19 protein-coding genes are annotated in these 17,923 nt (G+C 62.1%); 15 read left to right on the forward strand and 4 right to left on the reverse strand.

Going from position 1 to position 17,923, the window contains the following annotated elements; genetic code table 11:
* Positions 1–26 precede the first annotated feature (26 nt).
* The 5 genes from JEY66_RS04770 to JEY66_RS04790 all read left to right on the forward strand — a co-directional run bounded on the left by JEY66_RS04770 (position 27) and on the right by JEY66_RS04790 (position 5,371).
* Complete coding sequence (locus JEY66_RS04770; protein ID WP_026191898.1) at positions 27–1,238, forward strand: FAD-dependent monooxygenase; 1,212 nt, start codon at positions 27–29, stop codon at positions 1,236–1,238.
* Between the two features lie 32 nt (positions 1,239–1,270).
* Positions 1,271–1,987: an isochorismatase family protein gene (locus JEY66_RS04775; RefSeq protein WP_016840501.1), complete on the forward strand. Its 717-nt coding sequence runs from the start codon at positions 1,271–1,273 to the stop codon at positions 1,985–1,987.
* Positions 1,984–2,796, forward strand: coding sequence for an alpha/beta fold hydrolase (locus tag JEY66_RS04780; RefSeq protein WP_016840502.1), 813 nt, complete (start codon positions 1,984–1,986; stop codon positions 2,794–2,796). Before JEY66_RS04775 ends, JEY66_RS04780 begins: the two co-directional genes overlap by 4 nt.
* 60 nt (positions 2,797–2,856) lie before the next feature.
* On the forward strand, positions 2,857–3,909 hold the full coding sequence (locus JEY66_RS04785; protein WP_018268987.1) for a 2,5-dihydroxypyridine 5,6-dioxygenase NicX family protein: 1,053 nt from the start codon (positions 2,857–2,859) through the stop codon (positions 3,907–3,909).
* Between the two features lie 112 nt (positions 3,910–4,021).
* The gene (locus JEY66_RS04790) at positions 4,022–5,371 is read left to right on the forward strand and encodes an MFS transporter (RefSeq protein ID WP_038378677.1); all 1,350 of its coding nucleotides are present in this window, start codon (positions 4,022–4,024) and stop codon (positions 5,369–5,371) included.
* Positions 5,372–5,786: 415 nt separating this feature from the next.
* Here the strand turns inward: JEY66_RS04790 and JEY66_RS04795 are convergent, their stop codons facing one another.
* Positions 5,787–6,239, reverse strand: a complete 453-nt coding sequence (locus JEY66_RS04795) for a hypothetical protein (protein WP_026191897.1) — start codon at positions 6,237–6,239, stop codon at positions 5,787–5,789.
* A 1,057-nt stretch (positions 6,240–7,296) separates the two neighbouring features.
* Here JEY66_RS04795 and JEY66_RS04800 point away from each other — a divergent pair.
* Positions 7,297–7,533, forward strand: coding sequence for a hypothetical protein (locus JEY66_RS04800; RefSeq protein WP_125459201.1), 237 nt, complete (start codon positions 7,297–7,299; stop codon positions 7,531–7,533).
* Between the two features lie 148 nt (positions 7,534–7,681).
* Here JEY66_RS04800 and JEY66_RS04805 read toward each other — a convergent pair whose 3' ends face one another.
* On the reverse strand, positions 7,682–9,517 hold the full coding sequence (locus JEY66_RS04805) for a tetratricopeptide repeat protein (protein ID WP_240536807.1): 1,836 nt from the start codon (positions 9,515–9,517) through the stop codon (positions 7,682–7,684).
* 224 nt (positions 9,518–9,741) lie between these two features.
* Between JEY66_RS04805 and JEY66_RS04810 the strand changes: the two genes are divergently transcribed.
* From JEY66_RS04810 to JEY66_RS04845, 8 genes are all read left to right on the forward strand, one after another.
* Positions 9,742–9,987, forward strand: coding sequence for a hypothetical protein (locus JEY66_RS04810; protein WP_240536808.1), 246 nt, complete (start codon positions 9,742–9,744; stop codon positions 9,985–9,987).
* A 31-nt stretch (positions 9,988–10,018) separates the two neighbouring features.
* Positions 10,019–10,159 (forward strand): hypothetical protein, encoded by a 141-nt coding sequence (locus JEY66_RS04815; RefSeq protein WP_016840510.1) that lies wholly within the window; start codon positions 10,019–10,021, stop codon positions 10,157–10,159.
* Positions 10,160–10,174: 15 nt separating this feature from the next.
* Positions 10,175–11,149: a formylglycine-generating enzyme family protein gene (locus JEY66_RS04820; protein ID WP_018268983.1), complete on the forward strand. Its 975-nt coding sequence runs from the start codon at positions 10,175–10,177 to the stop codon at positions 11,147–11,149.
* Positions 11,149–12,855 (forward strand): arylsulfatase, encoded by a 1,707-nt coding sequence (locus JEY66_RS04825; protein WP_016840512.1) that lies wholly within the window; start codon positions 11,149–11,151, stop codon positions 12,853–12,855. The genes JEY66_RS04820 and JEY66_RS04825 overlap by 1 nt, the downstream gene beginning before the upstream one ends.
* Positions 12,856–12,932: 77 nt before the next feature.
* Positions 12,933–13,946: an HAD family hydrolase gene (locus tag JEY66_RS04830; RefSeq protein ID WP_016840513.1), complete on the forward strand. Its 1,014-nt coding sequence runs from the start codon at positions 12,933–12,935 to the stop codon at positions 13,944–13,946.
* 96 nt (positions 13,947–14,042) lie between these two features.
* On the forward strand, positions 14,043–15,347 hold the full coding sequence (locus JEY66_RS04835; protein WP_240536809.1) for a DUF3300 domain-containing protein: 1,305 nt from the start codon (positions 14,043–14,045) through the stop codon (positions 15,345–15,347).
* A gap of 331 nt (positions 15,348–15,678) precedes the next feature.
* Positions 15,679–15,888 carry a hypervirulence associated TUDOR domain-containing protein gene (locus tag JEY66_RS04840; RefSeq protein ID WP_016840515.1) on the forward strand — a complete coding sequence of 70 codons (210 nt, stop codon included), beginning with the start codon at positions 15,679–15,681 and terminating at the stop codon, positions 15,886–15,888.
* Complete coding sequence (locus JEY66_RS04845) at positions 15,881–16,444, forward strand: DUF488 domain-containing protein (protein WP_016840516.1); 564 nt, start codon at positions 15,881–15,883, stop codon at positions 16,442–16,444. Before JEY66_RS04840 ends, JEY66_RS04845 begins: the two co-directional genes overlap by 8 nt.
* On the opposite strand, the gene JEY66_RS04850 is transcribed toward JEY66_RS04845, so the two are convergent.
* Positions 16,439–16,990: a caspase family protein gene (locus JEY66_RS04850; RefSeq protein WP_018268982.1), complete on the reverse strand. Its 552-nt coding sequence runs from the start codon at positions 16,988–16,990 to the stop codon at positions 16,439–16,441. The genes JEY66_RS04845 and JEY66_RS04850 overlap by 6 nt on opposite strands.
* Here JEY66_RS04850 and JEY66_RS04855 point away from each other — a divergent pair.
* Positions 16,965–17,171 carry a hypothetical protein gene (locus tag JEY66_RS04855; RefSeq protein ID WP_016842939.1) on the forward strand — a complete coding sequence of 69 codons (207 nt, stop codon included), beginning with the start codon at positions 16,965–16,967 and terminating at the stop codon, positions 17,169–17,171. The two genes, JEY66_RS04850 and JEY66_RS04855, sit on opposite strands and share 26 nt — an antisense overlap.
* A gap of 101 nt (positions 17,172–17,272) precedes the next feature.
* Here the strand turns inward: JEY66_RS04855 and JEY66_RS04860 are convergent, their stop codons facing one another.
* Positions 17,273–17,560 carry a hypothetical protein gene (locus tag JEY66_RS04860; RefSeq protein WP_075969423.1) on the reverse strand — a complete coding sequence of 96 codons (288 nt, stop codon included), beginning with the start codon at positions 17,558–17,560 and terminating at the stop codon, positions 17,273–17,275.
* Positions 17,561–17,923 lie beyond the last annotated feature (363 nt).

Below are 17,923 nucleotides of genomic sequence, written 5' to 3' on the forward strand. Positions count from 1 at the left end.
CAGCGCAGCTACCTTCTGGAGATATCATGAGTATTGATCAGGTCAAAAGAACGAGTGTCCTTATCGCAGGCGCTGGCATCGGCGGTCTGGCGATGGCGCTATCGCTGCTTCGACGCGGCATCGATTGCGACGTTTTCGAGCAGGCGTCCGAGTTGCGCGAGGTAGGCGCCGGCCTTTGGGTCTCCATGAACGGTGTGCGCGTACTTCGCGATCTCGGCCTCGCCGAGCAAGTCGAACAGAATTGCATCGCGGCCGAGCGACGTTCCATCCGGCTCTGGAACACCGGTGAAACGTGGTCGCTCTATAATCGGAGCTCCGACGCGGCCCGGAACCAACCCTATCTTCTGCTGCGCGCGCACCTGCTTAAGATCCTTGTCGACGGTGTGCGGCGATTGAAGGCGGACGCCATCCATCTGAACGCCCATGTTGTCGGGTTCAGCCAGAACGACGAGGGAGTTCGGGCGCAGTTCGCAGATGGCCGTGAGATCGAAGGTCGCGCCTTGATCGGCGCCGACGGCTCCCATTCGAAGGTTCGTACCGGGCTGATCGGCCAGATCGAGAGCCAGTACACCAATGCAATCGCCTGGCGTGGTCTTGTGCCGGTCGACCGCCTCGAGCCGCATCAGCGCGAGCCCGTGGTGTCTACCTGGATCGGGCCGACCGCGCATGTCACGGCATATCCGGTCCGTTGGCAGAACACGGAATTGATGACGTTCTCGGGTCAGGTCGATCGCAACGACTGGCTCCTGGAATCGTGGTCGGAGAAGGGCTCTGTCGAGGAGTGCCTGAAGGACTTCCTAGGTTGGCATCCCGACATCATCGCGCTCGTCAGCAACGTCGATAGCCTTCACAAATGGGGCCTGTTCGTGCGGCCTACGCTGGCTGGTTGGTCGCAAGGACGGGTCACGCTTCTTGGAGATGCCTGCCATTCGATGCTGCCGTATCTCGGTCAGGGAGTGAACATGGCGTTGGAGGACGCGTCCGTTCTCGCCCGCTGCTTCGAGCATCAGCCCGACGATCTCGCGAGAGCTTTCCAGACATACCAGAGCCTGCGACTTGATCGCACAACCAGGGTCGTGAAGTCCGCTGCCGGGATGCTGCCGATCTTCCATAACTCGGCACTGTGCAAGGCCGAAACGGCGGGAGACTACATCAGGACCCAGTGGGCGCCGGAAGCCACGGCCGCTCGTTACGACTGGATCTACCAGTACGACGCGACCGCCGTTCCTCTTCATTGACATCTCTCCACCACGAGCACCGGTGCACAAGGATGATCGGCAAAGAGCAGCCTTGGGACGACGTAATACCGCTCGAAGAGCGCGAGACCTATGCCATCGCAGGGCTGGGTGGCACGGCTGGATTCGGCAAGCGGCCCGCACTCCTGGTGATTGACGTGCAGTACCGCTCGGTCGGTGACCGCCGGATGCCGATCCGCGAAGCGATCAAGCAATATCCAACCAGCTGCGGTGAGGCTGGTTGGCAGGCCATAACGCAGATTTCCGAACTGATGCGGTTGTTTCGCGGGAGAGGATGGCCGGTGATATTTCCGCATGTCGCCTGCAAGGTCAGCCATGACCAGGGGGCATTCGCGGCAAAAATTCCGGGCATCATGCAAATTCCGCCCGAGGGCTACGACTTTGTTCGTGAGGTGGCTCCGGAGCCGGGGGAACTGCTGCTGCCAAAGACGCAGGCAAGCGCATTCTTCGGCACCCCGTTGACGACGTATCTCGTCGGGGCCGGAATCGATTCGCTGGTGGTGACCGGTTGCACGACCAGCGGCTGCGTCCGGGCGTCGGTAGTCGATGCGTGCGCGCTGAATTTCAAATCGATCGTGCCGAGCGACGCCGTCTACGATCGTTCGCCGACTTCGCACGCTGTCAACCTGTTCGATATTGCCAGCAAGTACGGAGATGTGATGCCGACCCGGGCAGCCATCGAGCGGCTTCGCGCGCTGGCGGATGAACGTACCAAGGATCGGTCGACATGAGTGTCGCCCCGGTATCCGGTCTGCTTTACGGCGCTCATGTGCGTGCGAACGGCATCCGCCAACATTACCTGCGGTTCGGCGGAGCCGGGCCCGCCATCGTCATCGTTCCGGGCATCTCGACGACTGCGGCACAATGGGCGTTCATCGCGGAACGCTTGTGCGTCGGATACGACGTCTATGTGCTCGATGTCCGGGGGCGCGGCCTTTCCGAAAGCGGACCGCATCTCAATTATTCGCTGGATGCCTGCGCCTCCGATTTGATTTCGTTCGCCGAGGCGCTGGAAATAGGCGCATATACCTTGCTCGGCCACTCCATGGGCGCCCGGATCGGAATTCGTGCCGCGCGCTGGCGGCCATCGTCCATGAGACAGTTGATCCTGGTCGATCCGCCGGTCTCCGGACCCGGACGCCGCGCCTATCCAAGTCCGATCGGGCCTCTTCTCAAGCTGCTTCATAGCGCAAGCCTTGGGGAAGCAGACGCGGTGCTGCGAAGCCCGTCCGCGCCGCGCTGGCCAGAAAGGCACATTCGTGCCCGGGCCGAGTGGATGCACACCTGCGACGAGCGCGCCCTGATCGAAAGTCACAAGGGCTTTCATCACGATGACATTCACAATGATCTTGCCAACCTCAGCGTCCGTACTTGGCTACTCGTTGCAGGCAAAGGCGACGTCATCCGCCCCGAAGATGAAAGAGAGATTCAAAGACTATTGCCGTCCATCGAGATCAAGCGACTGGAGAGCGCAGGTCACCAAATGCACATCGACGACACGGAAGGCTTCCTTTCGATCGTCAGCGACGTCCTCGCCTGACCCCTCGAAGGACCGGTCGGAGCGCTGCGAATACATGCCTGGCAAAGGAGATGACTGAAGATGACCCGGCAACGCATCGATGTTGAAATGCTGGAATTGTTCAAGGCCGAACTTGCACTCTGCAAGGTGAGGGAAGGCGAGGTCGTGGCTGTCCTGAGCGGCGGCAAGGATCAGTCGGAGTATGCCCAGACGTTCATGCTGGCCGCGCGGAGCCTTGGCGCGACAACCTTCCACCTCAATGTTCCAAAGTACGGCCAGAGCAAGGTTGCGGGCCAGCAGGGCAGGCACGCGTTGAGCGGCAACCAGCCGGCAATCGACACGCTCAAGCGCGTGGATATGGTGATTGATCTTCTGGGCCTGCTGTTCTCGCGCGAGCAGCTCGAGATTCAGGAGGCGGGCACGCGCATTCTGCGCGTCATGGAGCCGTTCCACATTCTCAAGAAGATGTTCCCGACTGAGGATCTCCGCCGGCGGACCGAGCTCTCACGAACGCTCCTGCAGTCAGCCAGAACCATGCGCATCACGTCGCCGGGCGGAACGGATGTGACCTACGGCTTAAAGCAGTATCCGGTCATTTCCGAGTACGGATACACCGATGAACCGGGCCGCTGGGATCATTTCCCGTCAGGATTTGCTTTCACGCAAGCCACGGATGGTGACGTCAACGGAACTGTCGTTCTGATGCCAGGCGACATTCTCTGCGCATTCAAGCGCTATATTCAGTCTCCGGTCACGCTGACCATCAAGGACGGCTACATTGTCGACCTCAAGGGCGAAGGGACCGACGCAACGCTCATCAAGAACTATATCGACAGTTTCGGCGATCGGCGCGGATGGGCAATCTCGCATATCGGGTGGGGATCAAATGAGCGCGCCGACTGGCACCACATAGCTGCATCTCAGCAGATCGCGTCGGAGCATATCATGAACGCCCTTTCCTTTTATGGAAACGTTCTGTTCTCGACGGGGCCGAATACCGAGCTTGGCGGCACGAACGACACGCCGTGTCATCTCGACATCCCACTTCGCGGCTGCAGCCTCTGGCTCGACGATGTCCATATCCTCGACAGGGGCGAGTTTGCCTACCCGGAGTTGAGGGCACCCGGCCGCTAGGCTGCGCCCGCCTGATCAAGACCTGGAGCCGCATCCGCGGTTCCCAATAACGCGGAAAGCGTTTCGGCAACGACCATCCACTGTCCAGCTCTTTCAATGGGAAACGCATTGCATGTCCAAAACCCTCTCAGGCGCGGAAGATTACACGGCCAGGCAACGGTATTCGATCATGATCTCGGCGATGCTGGGATACATTCTCGACTTCTATGATGTCCTGATCTTTCCGTTTCTCCTGCCCGCGATCCAGCGGTCGATGTCGCTATCGTTGACAGAGATCGGCTCTCTGCAGGCCCTGACACTATTCGGATCGGCGATCGGCGGGGCTCTGTTCGGCGTCATCGGTGATCGCCTTGGCCGGAAGACCTCGCTTCAGCTCGCCATCGCGCTGTTCTCGGTCGCGGCGATCATTTCCGCGTTCGCATGGAATTACTGGTCGCTTGCAGTGCTGCGCTTCATCACCGGCATCGGTCTTGGCGGCGAGTATGGCGTTGGCATGGTGCTTTTCAACGAGGCCTGGAAAAAAGGCAGCCGAGGCTTGGGTGCAGCTGCGCTTCAGGGCTGCGCCGTGATCGCATCGTCCACGGCTTCGATCGTCGGGATCTGGCTTATCGCGACGTTCAGCGACGAGTGGAGCTGGCGCATCGGCCTGCTGAGCGGCGGAGTGCCGATCCTGCTGATCATCTTCATTCGCTTCTTCATGCCTGAGTCGAAGATCTGGCTGGAGTACGAGGCGCAACGCAAGGCCGGTCCGGTCGTGGCCGCGGCCCGCACTCTTCCCCTTGCAGACTTGTTCCGCAATGGTCTGGCGCGGCAGACCGTCACTGCTTTCGTGTGGCTGATGAGCTACATGCTTTGCTACTACAGCGTAGTCTCCTTCATTCCCACGCTGTTGCTCCGGGACATGCACACGCCAGGCGACGTCGTTCGCACCACGGCCGTTCTTCTTTCCGTGGTCAGCGGCATCTGCTACCTCGCCAACGGCTTTTTCAACGACAGGGCTGGCCGCCGGTTCGGTGCTCTCGTGCCGGCATTGTTTTGGGTCGGATCCCTGGTTGGCATGGCGGTGTGGGGAAGTCAGCTCTACGCCGGCTCGAAGGCCGAGTGGCCGATGTTCTGGCTCTATATCGGTTTCGGTATTGGCAACGTTGCGCTCGGCGTGACGGGCGTCTGGATCTCGGAGCTCTATCCGGTCAACCTGCGCGCGACGGCGGTGTCTACATTCTATATGGGCGGTCGCGGCCTTGGCAGCATCGCGCCGGTTATCGTGCCCCTTGCGGCCACTCATTTCGGCGGAAGCCTGCTGAACGGCATGGTTGCCGTGGCCCTTCCCGCTGCAGCTGTCTTCGTTCTTGCCTCTCTTCTGCTTCCTGAGACGCTCGGTCGGGATTTGTCCGCGAAGGGCTTCAAGGCCGATGCGGACTCGGAGCCGGCGATGAAGGCTGCTCCGGTCTCGAGCGTATGATGCACTCGTGAAATGACGAGCAACCGGGGAGATGAGAGCTTGGCGCGCTCATCTCGCCGGCCACCTAGCGTGGGCATAAGGTGGTGCCTCCCAGTGAATTAGGCTGCCAATAGCAAAGCAGGCTCCCGCCATTGCGGATTTTGCGATGTACCGAAGCTCCCCCACCGTGCCAAGCGCTCACGCCACCATACGAAGGACAAACAGCGGTTCCTCGTGTCGGTGGTTGCGTATGATTCCCTCCCTGGGCACCATCCCCTTGATGCTACCTACCGTAATCAGCAATCGATGCGTCGACCGCTCAGGCGCGAACGTGACCTGCAGCCGCGCCGGTGACGACGCTGCCGCCAGCGACAGGGCAAGAGGCAGGCGGCCCTTGCAGGCCGCCTGGATTGATTAGCCTGCGAGCAGACGAGCTCTATTGGCAGAGATGCTGGAGTCCGTCGGACCCCTTGAAAGTGGTACCGGGCCTGCAGACGATCCCATTGTGCGATGCGTAGGTGTTCCAGTCGCCGTTCCACGCGTAGTAGTCGCCATATGCACCGGATTGATCATACGTGCCGTATGCGGCGTAGGAATTGCGCCAGCCGCCGAAGGGAGCGGTCGCGATCGCCGCGGCTGTTCCGACGGCAGCGCCGGCCACGCCGGCCGCGGCCCCCACCGGTCCCACGGGTTCACGATAGGCGGTTCGCCGCTGATAATAGCCCCGCCTGCTGTCGTACGGGCTCCCGGCTCCTCTGTTGAGGCAGTTGGCGCTGGCGAATTGAGATGAACAGGCGGCCGGGTTGGAGAAGACCGCTTGCGCCGATGCGGGGCTCGAAACTGCGGACGCCACTATCACGGCCGCGCCAAGAACTCTTAGACTCATCATGGCTTGCTCCCTGGATTTGGTTTGCTTGCGACGCTTGGCATGACTGAATGCCAAGTCTGCAAGTTGGCTTGCGAGTTCCCGTTTTCTCGCACCTAACCAAATGCAACCTCCGGAAGTGGTTCCTGTGCATCTCGTGCGCAGCATCAAATCGACGTGACTGATGGACGATTGGAAGAATGACTTCGAAGCGGCACAGGCGCGGCGCAGTGCCGACTGAGGAGGGGCCAAGCCACACCACATGAATCAAAATGCCGCGCCCCGTCGGCGAAGACGCAAAGCTGCGTTCGCCACACGCGCGCGCAGGCCTCGTTGCCGAACGCGCTCGCGCAGACCCGGCCAAATTGCAGTCAGTCCGGTATCGCGGACGAGGAGATGCCTAACAGACCCTCACGCTTTGCTGAACATACGCATAACCGTTCCACACGTTTCGCGTCTGATAGCAGGAGTTGTAGGCCGTCGCGGCTCCGATGGCTGCGCCAGTCGCCAAACCGGCTGCGGCAGCTCCGGGGCCCCAACCGCCGCGATAGTAACCGCCCCCGCGGTAATAGCCGCCGCCGGCCCAACGCGCGCGGCCGCCGTGCCAGCCGCCGGCATGCCATCGCGTACCGCCACCGTGCCAACCAGGTCGCATTCCTCCGCCGTGGAAGTGAGCCGATCGAGCGCCGGCTCCTCCGCGCCGGGCCTGCGCGTCATAAGGAAGTATCATTGCTGCAGATGCGATGAAGCTGAGAACAAGCAAAGCCTTGGTTGGTCGCATATCTGGACTCCTTGCAAGGGTGTCCCGATCAATCCCGCCGAACGTGCTTCGTTCCGTTGGTTCAACTGCGTATCGCGTTGGCACAAACTGCATACTCAAAAAACGCGTCGCGGCTTGGGAGGCAAGCGCGGTTCTCGGCAATTGTTGAGTTCAATCCTCCGGACCTCGGCTGCGCAAGGCAGGTACGAACGTGTTCGTACCTTGATGGCCTCCCCGCATGAAACAATGCTGATGCTCACGTGCCGGCGCAGCAGGATTGGCGAGCCGGTACGGCAGCTGGTCCACTACAGGGAGACGACCATGTGGAAGACAGGAGTGCTTGGCGCGCTGGTTTTGCTCGTCGCGGTTCCGGCAAATGCGGCTCCGAAGAATAGTGGCAAGAATGTCGATGCAATTCGTGCTGAATGCTTCAGGCAGGCGAATGAAGCCGCTGCCGCCGGCGGTGCGAACATGACAAGCGGGGCGACTGCCGCCCGAAACTCGGCGGGCTATTCCGCTTATCGGGATTGCGCGCGAAAGAACGGTATTCGCCCGTAAGCATTGCTTTGGTTTCCGCTAACCCATGGAAGGCCGCCTTCGGGCGGTCTATTCCATGCGCAGATGCGACAAGTGAAAAACGGCGACGGCAGCATGGCCGTCGAAAGCCGAGGATGCCGGCTGAGCGGCGCCGAAACTGCAGGGAACGTCAGCTTGCGACGAGAGCCTGGGCTTTGCGCAATCCGGTCATGAGAACGTCGACAACTTGATCTGCGGCTCCGTTGCGGCGCAAGAAGCCGGCCGGATCATCGGCCAACGCTTTGTACTGCGACATTCCGTTCAAGGCCGTTTGGGTCGCATCGCGGCGCCCCAGCTCTGTATTCGCCATCGCAATCAACAGTTGGCTGAATCCGGAATCGCGCAACGATGCCGTCTCGGCAACATCGAGCATCTGCTTGTATTCACCCTTCAAGTAAAGGTCGACCGCGATGAAATGAAGATACCAGGCTGGCGGATGCAACGTGCGCTCGATCGCGCGTTTGAGCATCGGAACTCCTTCCGAGAAGTTCCCGCGGATGGAAAGCCGCCAGCCGAACTGGGCAAGTATGTCGGGATCGTTAGGATTGAGATCGATCGCCAGATGGCTGATGCGATCACTATCGGCGTAACGTCCGGTGAAATGGTAGGCCGCAGCCAGGGCCTTCAGCGCCAGGGGACTGTTCGGCTGCAGGGCGATGGCGCGCGACGTGGCCTCAAGGGCCTTGTCATACTCCGTTTGCCGATTGCCGTCGGCTGAATAGCCCAACCGTCCGGCGTCGAGATGCAGCCACCCAAGCATGGCCCATGCATCGCTATACTGCGGATCCCGCTGAACGGTTTGCTGAAGGCACTGCATGGCCGGATCGAAGTCGATGCGCCGGAACGTGCTGCGATAGGCCTGAGCGCGCAGGACGCAGAGATAGCTTTCCATATTCCTCGGTGGATCCGCGCGAATATCGTTTCTGACCACGCCGTAGGATTGGCCGACGACAGTTGCGATTTCGCTTGCGAGCTCGCGCTGGACATTCATGAGCGACTGAGGATCGAACGGTCGAGCATATGTCCGCATCCATACGATCTCGTCGTTCTCGGCGTTGAAGACGGTCGTTGTGACCTGCACCTCTTCGACGCTCGTTTGAACGCTTCCACGGACGACATAGGAAGCACCGAGAGGACGACCGGGTTGGGGCGCTTTGTCGCCTTTTGCGGAGAGCGCATTCGGGGGCGACGTATAGAGCCGAAATCCTCCGAATCGAAACAGGTTGCTGGTCAGTTCCTGTCCCATGCCGATGGCGAAGAGCCGCGTGTTCTCCCCGGGAGTGAGTGGCTCGAACGGCATCACGAGGACCGCGGGTTCGCGTGGCGTCATTGGGGACGGCGGCGGTCTTGCTGCAAGCCATATCCAAGCCGTCACGCCGGCTGCCAGCGCGGCAGCGACGAGCGCATAGCGTCTGATGCCAAACTTGGTCGTCCAATTCGCACGTGTAGCAGCAGCAGTTGTCGAATGATCGTGGAGTTCAAGGGCAGGTTCGCGAGATGGAGTGTCGGCAACATGCATTTTGTGCCACTCAAAATGGGGCACATAGGAGCCTTTTGGAATTGTGATGCGTACCGGATCATCCCGGCCCGAATCCACATAGTAGCTATCGAGGTCGCGGCGCAATCGTCGAGCTTCAAGACGAACGACAGGGTCAGCCTGGGGATCGAAAGAATCGTCGCGCCGAAACACGGCCAAGGCAATTGTGTAGCCTTTCAGGCTTTCAGCGCGGCCTGCAAGCGTCTCGTCGACAATGAAACGAAGGAAAGCTTGCCGCCGTTCGCTCGCCTGGAAATGCGGGCTTGCGAGGATGCGGTCCAGCTCTTTCGCTACATGCGCCGGCGGCACCGCGGAATCATCACGACGCGGGACCTCGGATGCGCCGCTGACGGCGTCGTGAGCGAAGGGTACATCAGGCATCAACCGGCAACCCCAATCGTCGATCGACGGTAGGCCTTCCCAGTACATGTTGCAACTCGTAAGCGAAGCAGGCAGCCGGCGCTGACGCGACAGCTTTCGATCATCAGAACAATGAGTTCCCGACTGCAGCGACAGCTGGTCGCATCGGCCTTGAAGCCGTCGCGCCTGAGACAGCGCGCTCAACGAGCGTCGCGCCGTGTACGAACATGTTCGTACCTTGAAGCCCCGATGAACCAGCAGCAAAGGTCACGTTGGCCACAAGCGAGTTCATCATGGAGGAGTTCCGCGCGATTGTGACCCGCTTTCCGCTGCGCGAACTTGACATTCGCCGCTGCTTCAATCGCGACGCGCAGTTTAGAGCCATTTGCGCAGATTATGACGAAGCTGTGAAAGCGCTTCGTCATTGGCAACAGGCGGCAAAGCAAGGCGACCGCGAAGGAAGTCGGAAGGCCGCGGATTACGAACGGCTCGTTGCCGACCTGGAAGCCGAGGCCCTGGTTCATCTGAACCGGCCGTGATCGAGGGGCGTTCGCATAACTGGAGCAGTGCGTGAACGATACGATTCTTATCAACCTTTCGATATCAGGCGTGCTTGCCGCGGGCATGCTGCGTGCTGCGATCGGTCAGACACAGAACCTGCGCAGCGAGGCCGCCGAACCGACCAAGCACGCAATCGGCCGCAACGAGTAACTGGAGGCAACCTTCTTGAATATTGCCGAGAGACCGGTCCCGAACGTGGACGAAACCGGCGCGTCAGACAGTATCTTCATTCTCGGCGGCACGTTTCGCATGGGATCGGATCGGCATTATCCGGAAGAAGCGCCGTCCCACATGGTGAGCGTCGACGGGTTCTGGATGGACCGCACGCCGGTGACGAACCGGCAGTTCAAGCAGTTCGTGCGTGCCACGGGCCACGTCACCTTCGCCGAGGTCGCTCCCGATCCCAAGGACTATCCTGATGCATTGCCGCATTTGATCTTCGCCGGCTCGCTCGTCTTCACTCCCCCGGATTATCCGGTCGATCTGCGCGACTACGGCCAATGGTGGACGCTGCTCAAGGGCGCGAATTGGCGGCATCCCTACGGCCCCAAGAGCAACATCAAATCGCTCGACGACCATCCGGTCGTCCATATCGCATACGCCGACGCGTTGGCCTACGCCCGATGGGCCGGCAAGGACCTGCCGACCGAAGCGGAGTGGGAGTTTGCCGCACGCGGCGGCCTCGATGGCGCCGAGTTCGCCTGGGGCGATGAATTCGTGCCGGGCGGCGTGCATCAAGCCAATACGTGGCAAGGTCACTTCCCGTTCGAGAACCGGTGTGAGGACGGCCATGCGCGCACGTCGCCGGTGATGACCTTTCCGCCGAACGGCTATGGCGTGTTCGACATGATCGGCAATGTCTGGGAGTGGACCAGTGACTGGTGGGCTCCAAAACACAGCGCCGACGCAAAGAAGGACTGCTGCATTCCCCAGAACCCGCGGGGCGGCTGCGAGCACGACAGCCACGATCCGTCGCTGCCGCTCAGCAGGATACCGCGCAAGGTGATCAAGGGCGGCTCGCATCTCTGCGCGCCGAACTATTGCCGGCGCTATCGACCGGCGGCGCGCCATGCCGAGCCGATCGATACGTCGACCAGCCATCTCGGATTTCGCTGCATCACACGTTCAGGGAGAAAGTGATGACTGAGAAGACAACGACAGAGACCTTCAGCCGCCGCAACCTGCTCGCGGCCTCCAGTTCGCTCGCCACCATCGCCGCCTTCTCGGCGATGGCGCCCATCCAGACAGCCCAGGCGCAAGGGACCACGCAACCCTCGAGCGCGGCCGGCGGCGCAAAGCCGAACATCATCCTGATCCTGTCGGATGATTTTGGCTATGGTGACTCCGGGCCCTATGGTGGCGGCGAAAATCGCGGCATGCCAACGCCGAGCATCGATCGCCTCGCGAATGAAGGACTGCAATTCATGTCCTTCTATGCGCAGCCGAGTTGCACGCCCGGTCGTGCCGCGGTGCAAACCGGCCGGATTCCAAATCGCAGCGGCATGACGACCGTCGCGTTCCAGGGCCAGGGCGGCGGCATGCCGGCGGCGGAATGGACGCTTGCCTCGGTTTTGAAGACCGGTGGTTACAAAACGTTCTTCACGGGCAAATGGCACCTTGGCGAGGCCGACTATGCGTTGCCGAGCGCGCAAGGCTACGACGAGATGAAGTATGCCGGCCTTTATCATCTCAATGCCTACACCTACGCCGATCCGACCTGGTTTCCCGACATGGACCCCGAACTCAGGGCGATGTTCGAGAAGGTCACCAAAGGCGCACTTTCCGGAAATGCCGGGCAGCCGGCGAAGGAAGATTTCAAGATCAACGGCCAGTATGTCAACACGCCGGACAAGGGCGTCGTCGGCATTCCTTTCTTCGACGACTATGTCGAGAAGGCCTCGCTCGAATATCTGGACCGCAACAAGTCATCGGGCCCGTTCTTCATGAGCATCAACTTCATGAAGGTGCACCAGCCCAACATGCCGGCGCCCGAATTCCAGGGCAAGTCGATGTCCAAGAGCAAGTACGCCGACTCCGTGGTCGAGAACGACACGCGTATCGGCCGGATCATGGACAAGGTGCGGTCCCTCGGGCTCGACAAGAACACCTATGTGTTCTGGACGACGGACAACGGCGCCTGGCAGGACGTCTATCCGGACGCCGGCTACACGCCGTTCCGCGGCACCAAGGGCACGGTTCGCGAGGGCGGCAACCGCGTCCCGTCGATCGCATGGGGTCCGGGCATCAAGGCCGGCTCGAAGAATTCGGACATCGTCGGCGGCCTCGACTACATGGCGACGTTCGCGAAGCTTGCCGGCGTGAAGCTGCCGGAGAACGATCGCGAGGGTAAGCCTATCATCTTCGACAGCATCGACATGTCTCCGATTCTGTTCGGAACCGGCAAGTCCGAGCGCAAGAACTGGTTCTATTTCACGGAGTCCGAACTCTCGCCTGGCGCCGCCCGTGTCGGCAATTACAAGGCGGTGTTCAATCTGCGCGGCGACAACGGCGCAAAGACCGGCGGTCTGGCGGTCGACAGCAACCTCGGCTGGAAGGGACCGGAGTCCTACGTGGCGACCGTTCCACAGGTCTTCGATCTCTGGCAGGACCCGCAGGAGCGCTACGACATCTTCATGAATAACTACACCGAGCACACCTGGTCCCTGGTTTCGATCAATGCCGCGATCAAGGATCTGATGCAGACTTACGTGAAGTATCCGCCACGGAAGATACAGAGCGAGACCTACGCGGGACCGATCACCATCCAGCAGTACGAGCGCTTCGCGTTCTTCAGGGATCAACTCGCCAAGGACGGCTTCCAGATCGGCTTGCCGACGGGCAACTGATCGATGCGAATGGGAGCGGCCCCACATCGAGGGGCCGTTCCGCTGTTGCGAATGGCTGAACCGGAGGACGGTGATTCGTGAACGAAAGCTTGGTTGACCGCCGTACGATCCTGGCCGGTCTGCTGGTGTCGGCGGCCACCCTGTCGGTTTCCGGCCGCATCGCTCGCGCGCAAAGCGATCCTCTGCCTTCCTGGAATGAGGGCCGCGCCAAGAAGTCGATCCTGGACTTCGTCTCCGCGGTGATGCGGGAAGGCACGCCGGATTTCGTGCCGGCGCCAGAGCGCATCGCGACATTCGACAATGACGGCACGCTCTGGTGCGAGCAGCCGATGTATGTGCAGCTTGCGTTTGCGCTGGACCGGGTGAAGGCCCTCGCTCCCAAACATCCGGAGTGGAAGCAGAAGCAGCCCTTCAGGGCGGTTCTCGACAACGACATCGCTGCGCTGGCCAAGGCCGGCGAGAAGGGCCTGGTCGAACTCGTCATGGCGACCCATGCCGGCATGACAACGGCCGAGTTCGCGCAGATTGCCGGCGACTGGATCGCGAGTGCGCGCCACCCGAAGTTCAACCGGCCCTATACCGACCTCGTCTACCAGCCGATGCTGGAACTGCTCGCCCATCTGCGGGCCAATGGCTTCAAGACCTTCATCGTCTCGGGCGGCGGCATCGAGTTCATGCGGCCATGGAGCGAGCGGGTCTATGGCATCCCGCCCGAGCAGGTCGTGGGATCGAGCATCAAGACGAAGTTCGAGATCGACAAGGGGAAGCCGACACTGATCCGGCTGCCGGCGATCGATCTCGTCGACGACGGACCCGGCAAGCCGGTCGGCATCAACTCGCATATCGGTCGCCGGCCGATCGCGGCCTTCGGCAATTCGGACGGCGACTTCCAGATGCTGCAATGGGCGACGCAATCATCGGGGAAACGCTTTGGCCTGATCGTGCATCACACCGATGCCGAACGAGAATATGCATACGATCGGAAGTCCTCGTTCGGCAAACTCGACAAGGCGCTCGACGCGGCGAGCGCCAATGGCTGGATCGTGGTTAGCATGAAAGACGACTGGAAACGCATGTTCCGTTTTGAATAGAGGCCGAAGGATTGCGTAGTCATCGCTGACGCCCGGCGCCGCGGAGCACGCCAGCGCCGCCGGTGATGCAAGCGAGACGAAGAACGAGGAGGCATCATGACAAGACTTCTTCCGGGAATGCGTCGGCTTACCTTCGCGAGCGCGGCGCTGGCGGTTGGTCTGATGCTCGGGGGCCCGGCGTACGCGCAGACACCCGCGGACCAGAAGCCGGCCCAGGACCAGGCTACCGCGCCGGCGCCGGGCCCGACAGCCAGCAAGCTTCCGAACGGACAGATCGAGCAGCTGGTCGCGCCGATCGCGCTCTATCCGGACGCGCTGCTGTCGCAGATCCTGATGGCGTCGACCTATCCGTTGGAAGTCGTCGAGGCGGCGCGCTGGTCGCAAGACAACAAGACCGTCACCGGCAAGGCGCTCGAAGACGCCATGCAGAAGCAGTCGTGGGATCCGAGCGTCAAGGCCCTCGCGGCGGTGCCGCAGGTTCTTCAGATGATGAACGACAAGCTCGACTGGACCCAGCACCTTGGCGACGCCTTCCTCGCGCAGGAGCAGGACGTGATGAGCGCCGTGCAGACCCTGCGCCAGCGCGCGGAGGCCGCGGGCAATCTCAAGTCGACGCCGCAGCAAAAGGTGATAAAGAGCGCGCCTCCCGCCGGTGTGACCGCGCCCTCCGGCATGCAGCAGGCGATCTCGATCGAGCCGGTCGATCCCGACCAGTATTACGTCCCGGTCTACGATCCCGGTGTCGTCTACGGGGCCTGGGATTATCCCGACTACCAGCCGTTCTATTGGTCTCCGCCAGGCTATGTCGCCGCGGGCGTGATCGGCTTCACCGCCAGCGTGGCCGTCGGCGCTGCGATCTGGGGCGGCTGCAACTGGTGGGGCCGCAACGTCTACGTCAACGTCAACCGCTATAACCAGTTCAACCGCACCAACATCAGAAACACCAATTGGGCCCACAATCCGGCGCACCGCGGCGGCGTTGCCTATCGCGATGCCGGCGTGGCGAGACGCTTTGGCAGCGGCAATACCCCCGCCGCGCGCGAGGCGCTGCGCAATCGCACCGGTGGTCCTGGCGGCAGGGTCTCGAATGCGGGGGCCGGCCGGGCCAGGACCGCGGTCTCGCAACGCGCCGGCAATCGCGGTGCAAGCGTATCCCGCCGGGCCAGCAGCCGGAACGTCACCCGCGCCCATACGCGCGCGGGCAATCGCGCGGCGATCTCGCACAGAAGCGTAACGCACACGCGCGTCAGTGGACGTGTTCACGCAGGCGGCCGGCCGGCCGCGATGCGCGGCGGTGGCATGCGGGCAGGCGTCGGTGGTTTCCATCGTGGCGGTGGCGGCATGCGTGCTGGCGGCGGCTTCCGCGGAGGCGGCTTTCACGGAGGTGGCCGCCGGCGCTGAGTGGCGCGATTGCTATTCGGGGAATTCCATACGAGATCGCCAAACGGCGTGCCCCCCAGGATGCGACCGTCGCAGGTGGCGAACTATCGCGACCACCGGCTCCCAGTCCCGGCGATTCGACATATCCTTGCGCGGATGAAATCCTGGTTGAACTTACGTGCTCCAAGGGCCATCAAAATGTCCGGCGCGCCGGGAGCCGCTTGAACCCCCAACGCGAGGCGGGAACTTGACCGGCTGCCAGTTCGTTTGCTCCGGCGGGCTTTTTTGGTCCCGTGCCGTCGATTGGCGGCGTATCGTACGATCAATCTCGCGCCTGAAGGAGCCTGCAACGATGGCCAGGAAATTCAAGGTCGGCGATCACGTCAGCTGGAATTCCGAGGCCGGCCGCGTCTCGGGCACCATCATCGCGGTTCACACCCGCGATTTCGACTACAAGGGGCACACCCACCGCGCCTCGGACGCCGATCCGCAATACGAGATCAAGAGCGACAAGACCGATCACGTCGCGGCCCACAAGGGCAGCGCGCTGCATCATGCCTAGCAAAGACGCGGCGCTTCCGTTCTTCACGATCGGTCATTCCACCCGCAGCCTCGAGGATTTCATCGCTCTCCTCGGCGCGGCCGCGATCGAGCGCATCGTCGACATCCGAACGGTGCCGCGGTCGCGGACCAATCCGCAGTTCAACAAGGATACGCTGCCCAAGCCGCTCAAGGCCGCGGGCATCTCGTATGAGCATCTGGCCGATCTCGGCGGGCTCCGCGGCAAGGCGCGAAGCGTGCCGCCGTCCGTCAATGGATTCTGGAGCAACGAGAGTTTTCACAACTACGCCGACTATGCGTTGTCGCCGCAGTTCCATGCGGCGCTCCAGCATCTGCGCGACGAGGGACGCCGGCAACGCTGTGCGATGATGTGCTCGGAAGCGGTGTGGTGGCGTTGCCACCGCCGCATCGTTGCCGACTATCTGATCGCGTCCGGCGAGACCGTCGTCCACATCATGGGGGAGGGCCGCCTCGAGCCCGCCCGTCTCACCGAAGGCGCCGTCGTCCAGGGCGACGGCACGGTGGTCTATCCGGCGACGGGTGAACTGGATCTATGAAGGGGGGCGAGGCTTGCGGCTGCACCATCGTGCCGCGCCGGCTGACGTCGCCGATGGCGCCGACGATGCGGCGGCCGCCGGCGCAGCGTTCGCCTGTTTCACGCTGGTCGTGTCGGCCGGCGGCGCGGCCACGAGATAGATCGCCTTGCGCGACAGCGAGCCGTATACAAACGGCTGCTGCGCGTTGCGCGTCGCCTCCATCACGTCGTCGCGGACGTTGCGGAACATGAAGGTGACCTCGACGCCCGGCGTCTCGATGTTGCGGAGCAGCGCCGCGTCGAACGGGCTGTTGCGGCCGTCGCCGTCGAGCGCGGTGGTGCCGTCGCGCGCGGCATAGGCGACCAGCACATTGCCGACCGGCTCGATGCGGCCGAGCCCGCTGCCGGCAGCGGCGCGGGCGGCGAGCGAGCGGCTCATCTTCGCCGCGAACGGATTGTTGCGGCAGGCATCGAGGATGACGAGGCCGAGACTTCCGGTGTTGGCGACCTGCAGCATCACGCTTTGCAGGCTGATCGCTTCATTGGCGGCGTCGGTATCGCGCTTCAACTCGGCGTCGACCGGGATCAGCCCCGGCGAGTTCACCTGGAACGGCGCCTACGGCACGCAGTTCTTCTGCGATCCGAAGGAGCGCCTTGTCGTCGTTGTGGGAACCGCGGCGCCGGGCGAATTGCGCAAATATTATCGCGAGAATGTGCAGGACATCGTCTACGGCGCGATGGTGAAGTAAACGGCCTCGACGTCGTAGAAAAGCCTAGCGTCACGTGGAACGTGGAACAGCAAAAAAGGCCCGTCGCTCGATCCGGGCGACGGGCCTTCAATTTTGCGTGGCTACCAGCGCCTGTAGACGCCGGTCAGCGTCCCATTGTTGTTCCCTTCAGGACCCACGTCGCCCTGGGTTGAGCTCGGCGTCGGGTGATTGGTGCCGTTGAATGAACCGTACCAGCCCGGCTCCGCCGGAGAGTACATCACATCAGGCTGCACGGCCTGATAGCGGGGGCCGCCATAGTATCTCGGACCAGGGTTCCCGTAAGGATAGTAGCCTTGTGCGAACGCGCCTGCCGTTGTTGCGATCAGGGACGCCGCGGCGAGGGACAATATCTTGGTCTTTCGTTGCATCCACACTCTCCTTGCTGGTGTCTCGACCAACGACCGCCATGGAGCGGCGTTCCCGATCTGCCATGCATCTCGCAATGGCAAATCTGCGCGAGCGTGGGATCAGGTTCTTGTGAAGGGGCTTGCGCTCCGGCCGGGCTCTGCCCGGCAGGATGCATCGCATCGCCGGCCCGTTATGCTTCCATGGCTATAACGGCGCATGCGCGAGCGGCGCCTCGAAAAACCGGGCGGTTCGTAAAAGGAAGCCCGCCACTGCGGCGGGCAAGGTCCAGGGAGGAAAACGCCCTGACAAGGGAGCGTGCAGCCAGTCTCCCTGATTCGTGCGCGGCTGCGAAGATCGTATAACTACTGTCATCAGGGCCGGCA

The organism is Bradyrhizobium elkanii USDA 76, from assembly GCF_023278185.1.
Classification (GTDB): Bacteria; Pseudomonadota; Alphaproteobacteria; order Rhizobiales; family Xanthobacteraceae; genus Bradyrhizobium; species Bradyrhizobium elkanii.

Excerpts from the sequence above, each read along its gene's own strand:
- JEY66_RS04770 (WP_026191898.1), top strand. The coding sequence starts at position 27 with ATGAGTATTGATCAGGTCAAAAGAACGAGTGTCCTTATCGCAGGCGCT.
- JEY66_RS04775 (WP_016840501.1), top strand. The coding sequence starts at position 1,271 with ATGATCGGCAAAGAGCAGCCTTGGGACGACGTAATACCGCTCGAAGAG.
- JEY66_RS04780 (WP_016840502.1), top strand. The coding sequence starts at position 1,984 with ATGAGTGTCGCCCCGGTATCCGGTCTGCTTTACGGCGCTCATGTGCGT.
- JEY66_RS04785 (WP_018268987.1), top strand. The coding sequence starts at position 2,857 with ATGACCCGGCAACGCATCGATGTTGAAATGCTGGAATTGTTCAAGGCC.
- JEY66_RS04790 (WP_038378677.1), top strand. The coding sequence starts at position 4,022 with ATGTCCAAAACCCTCTCAGGCGCGGAAGATTACACGGCCAGGCAACGG.
- JEY66_RS04795 (WP_026191897.1), bottom strand. The coding sequence starts at position 6,239 with ATGATGAGTCTAAGAGTTCTTGGCGCGGCCGTGATAGTGGCGTCCGCA.
- JEY66_RS04800 (WP_125459201.1), top strand. The coding sequence starts at position 7,297 with ATGTGGAAGACAGGAGTGCTTGGCGCGCTGGTTTTGCTCGTCGCGGTT.
- JEY66_RS04805 (WP_240536807.1), bottom strand. The coding sequence starts at position 9,517 with ATGTACTGGGAAGGCCTACCGTCGATCGACGATTGGGGTTGCCGGTTG.
- JEY66_RS04810 (WP_240536808.1), top strand. The coding sequence starts at position 9,742 with ATGGAGGAGTTCCGCGCGATTGTGACCCGCTTTCCGCTGCGCGAACTT.
- JEY66_RS04825 (WP_016840512.1), top strand. The coding sequence starts at position 11,149 with ATGACTGAGAAGACAACGACAGAGACCTTCAGCCGCCGCAACCTGCTC.
- JEY66_RS04835 (WP_240536809.1), top strand. The coding sequence starts at position 14,043 with ATGACAAGACTTCTTCCGGGAATGCGTCGGCTTACCTTCGCGAGCGCG.
- JEY66_RS04840 (WP_016840515.1), top strand. The coding sequence starts at position 15,679 with ATGGCCAGGAAATTCAAGGTCGGCGATCACGTCAGCTGGAATTCCGAG.
- JEY66_RS04845 (WP_016840516.1), top strand. The coding sequence starts at position 15,881 with ATGCCTAGCAAAGACGCGGCGCTTCCGTTCTTCACGATCGGTCATTCC.
- JEY66_RS04860 (WP_075969423.1), bottom strand. The coding sequence starts at position 17,560 with ATGCAACGAAAGACCAAGATATTGTCCCTCGCCGCGGCGTCCCTGATC.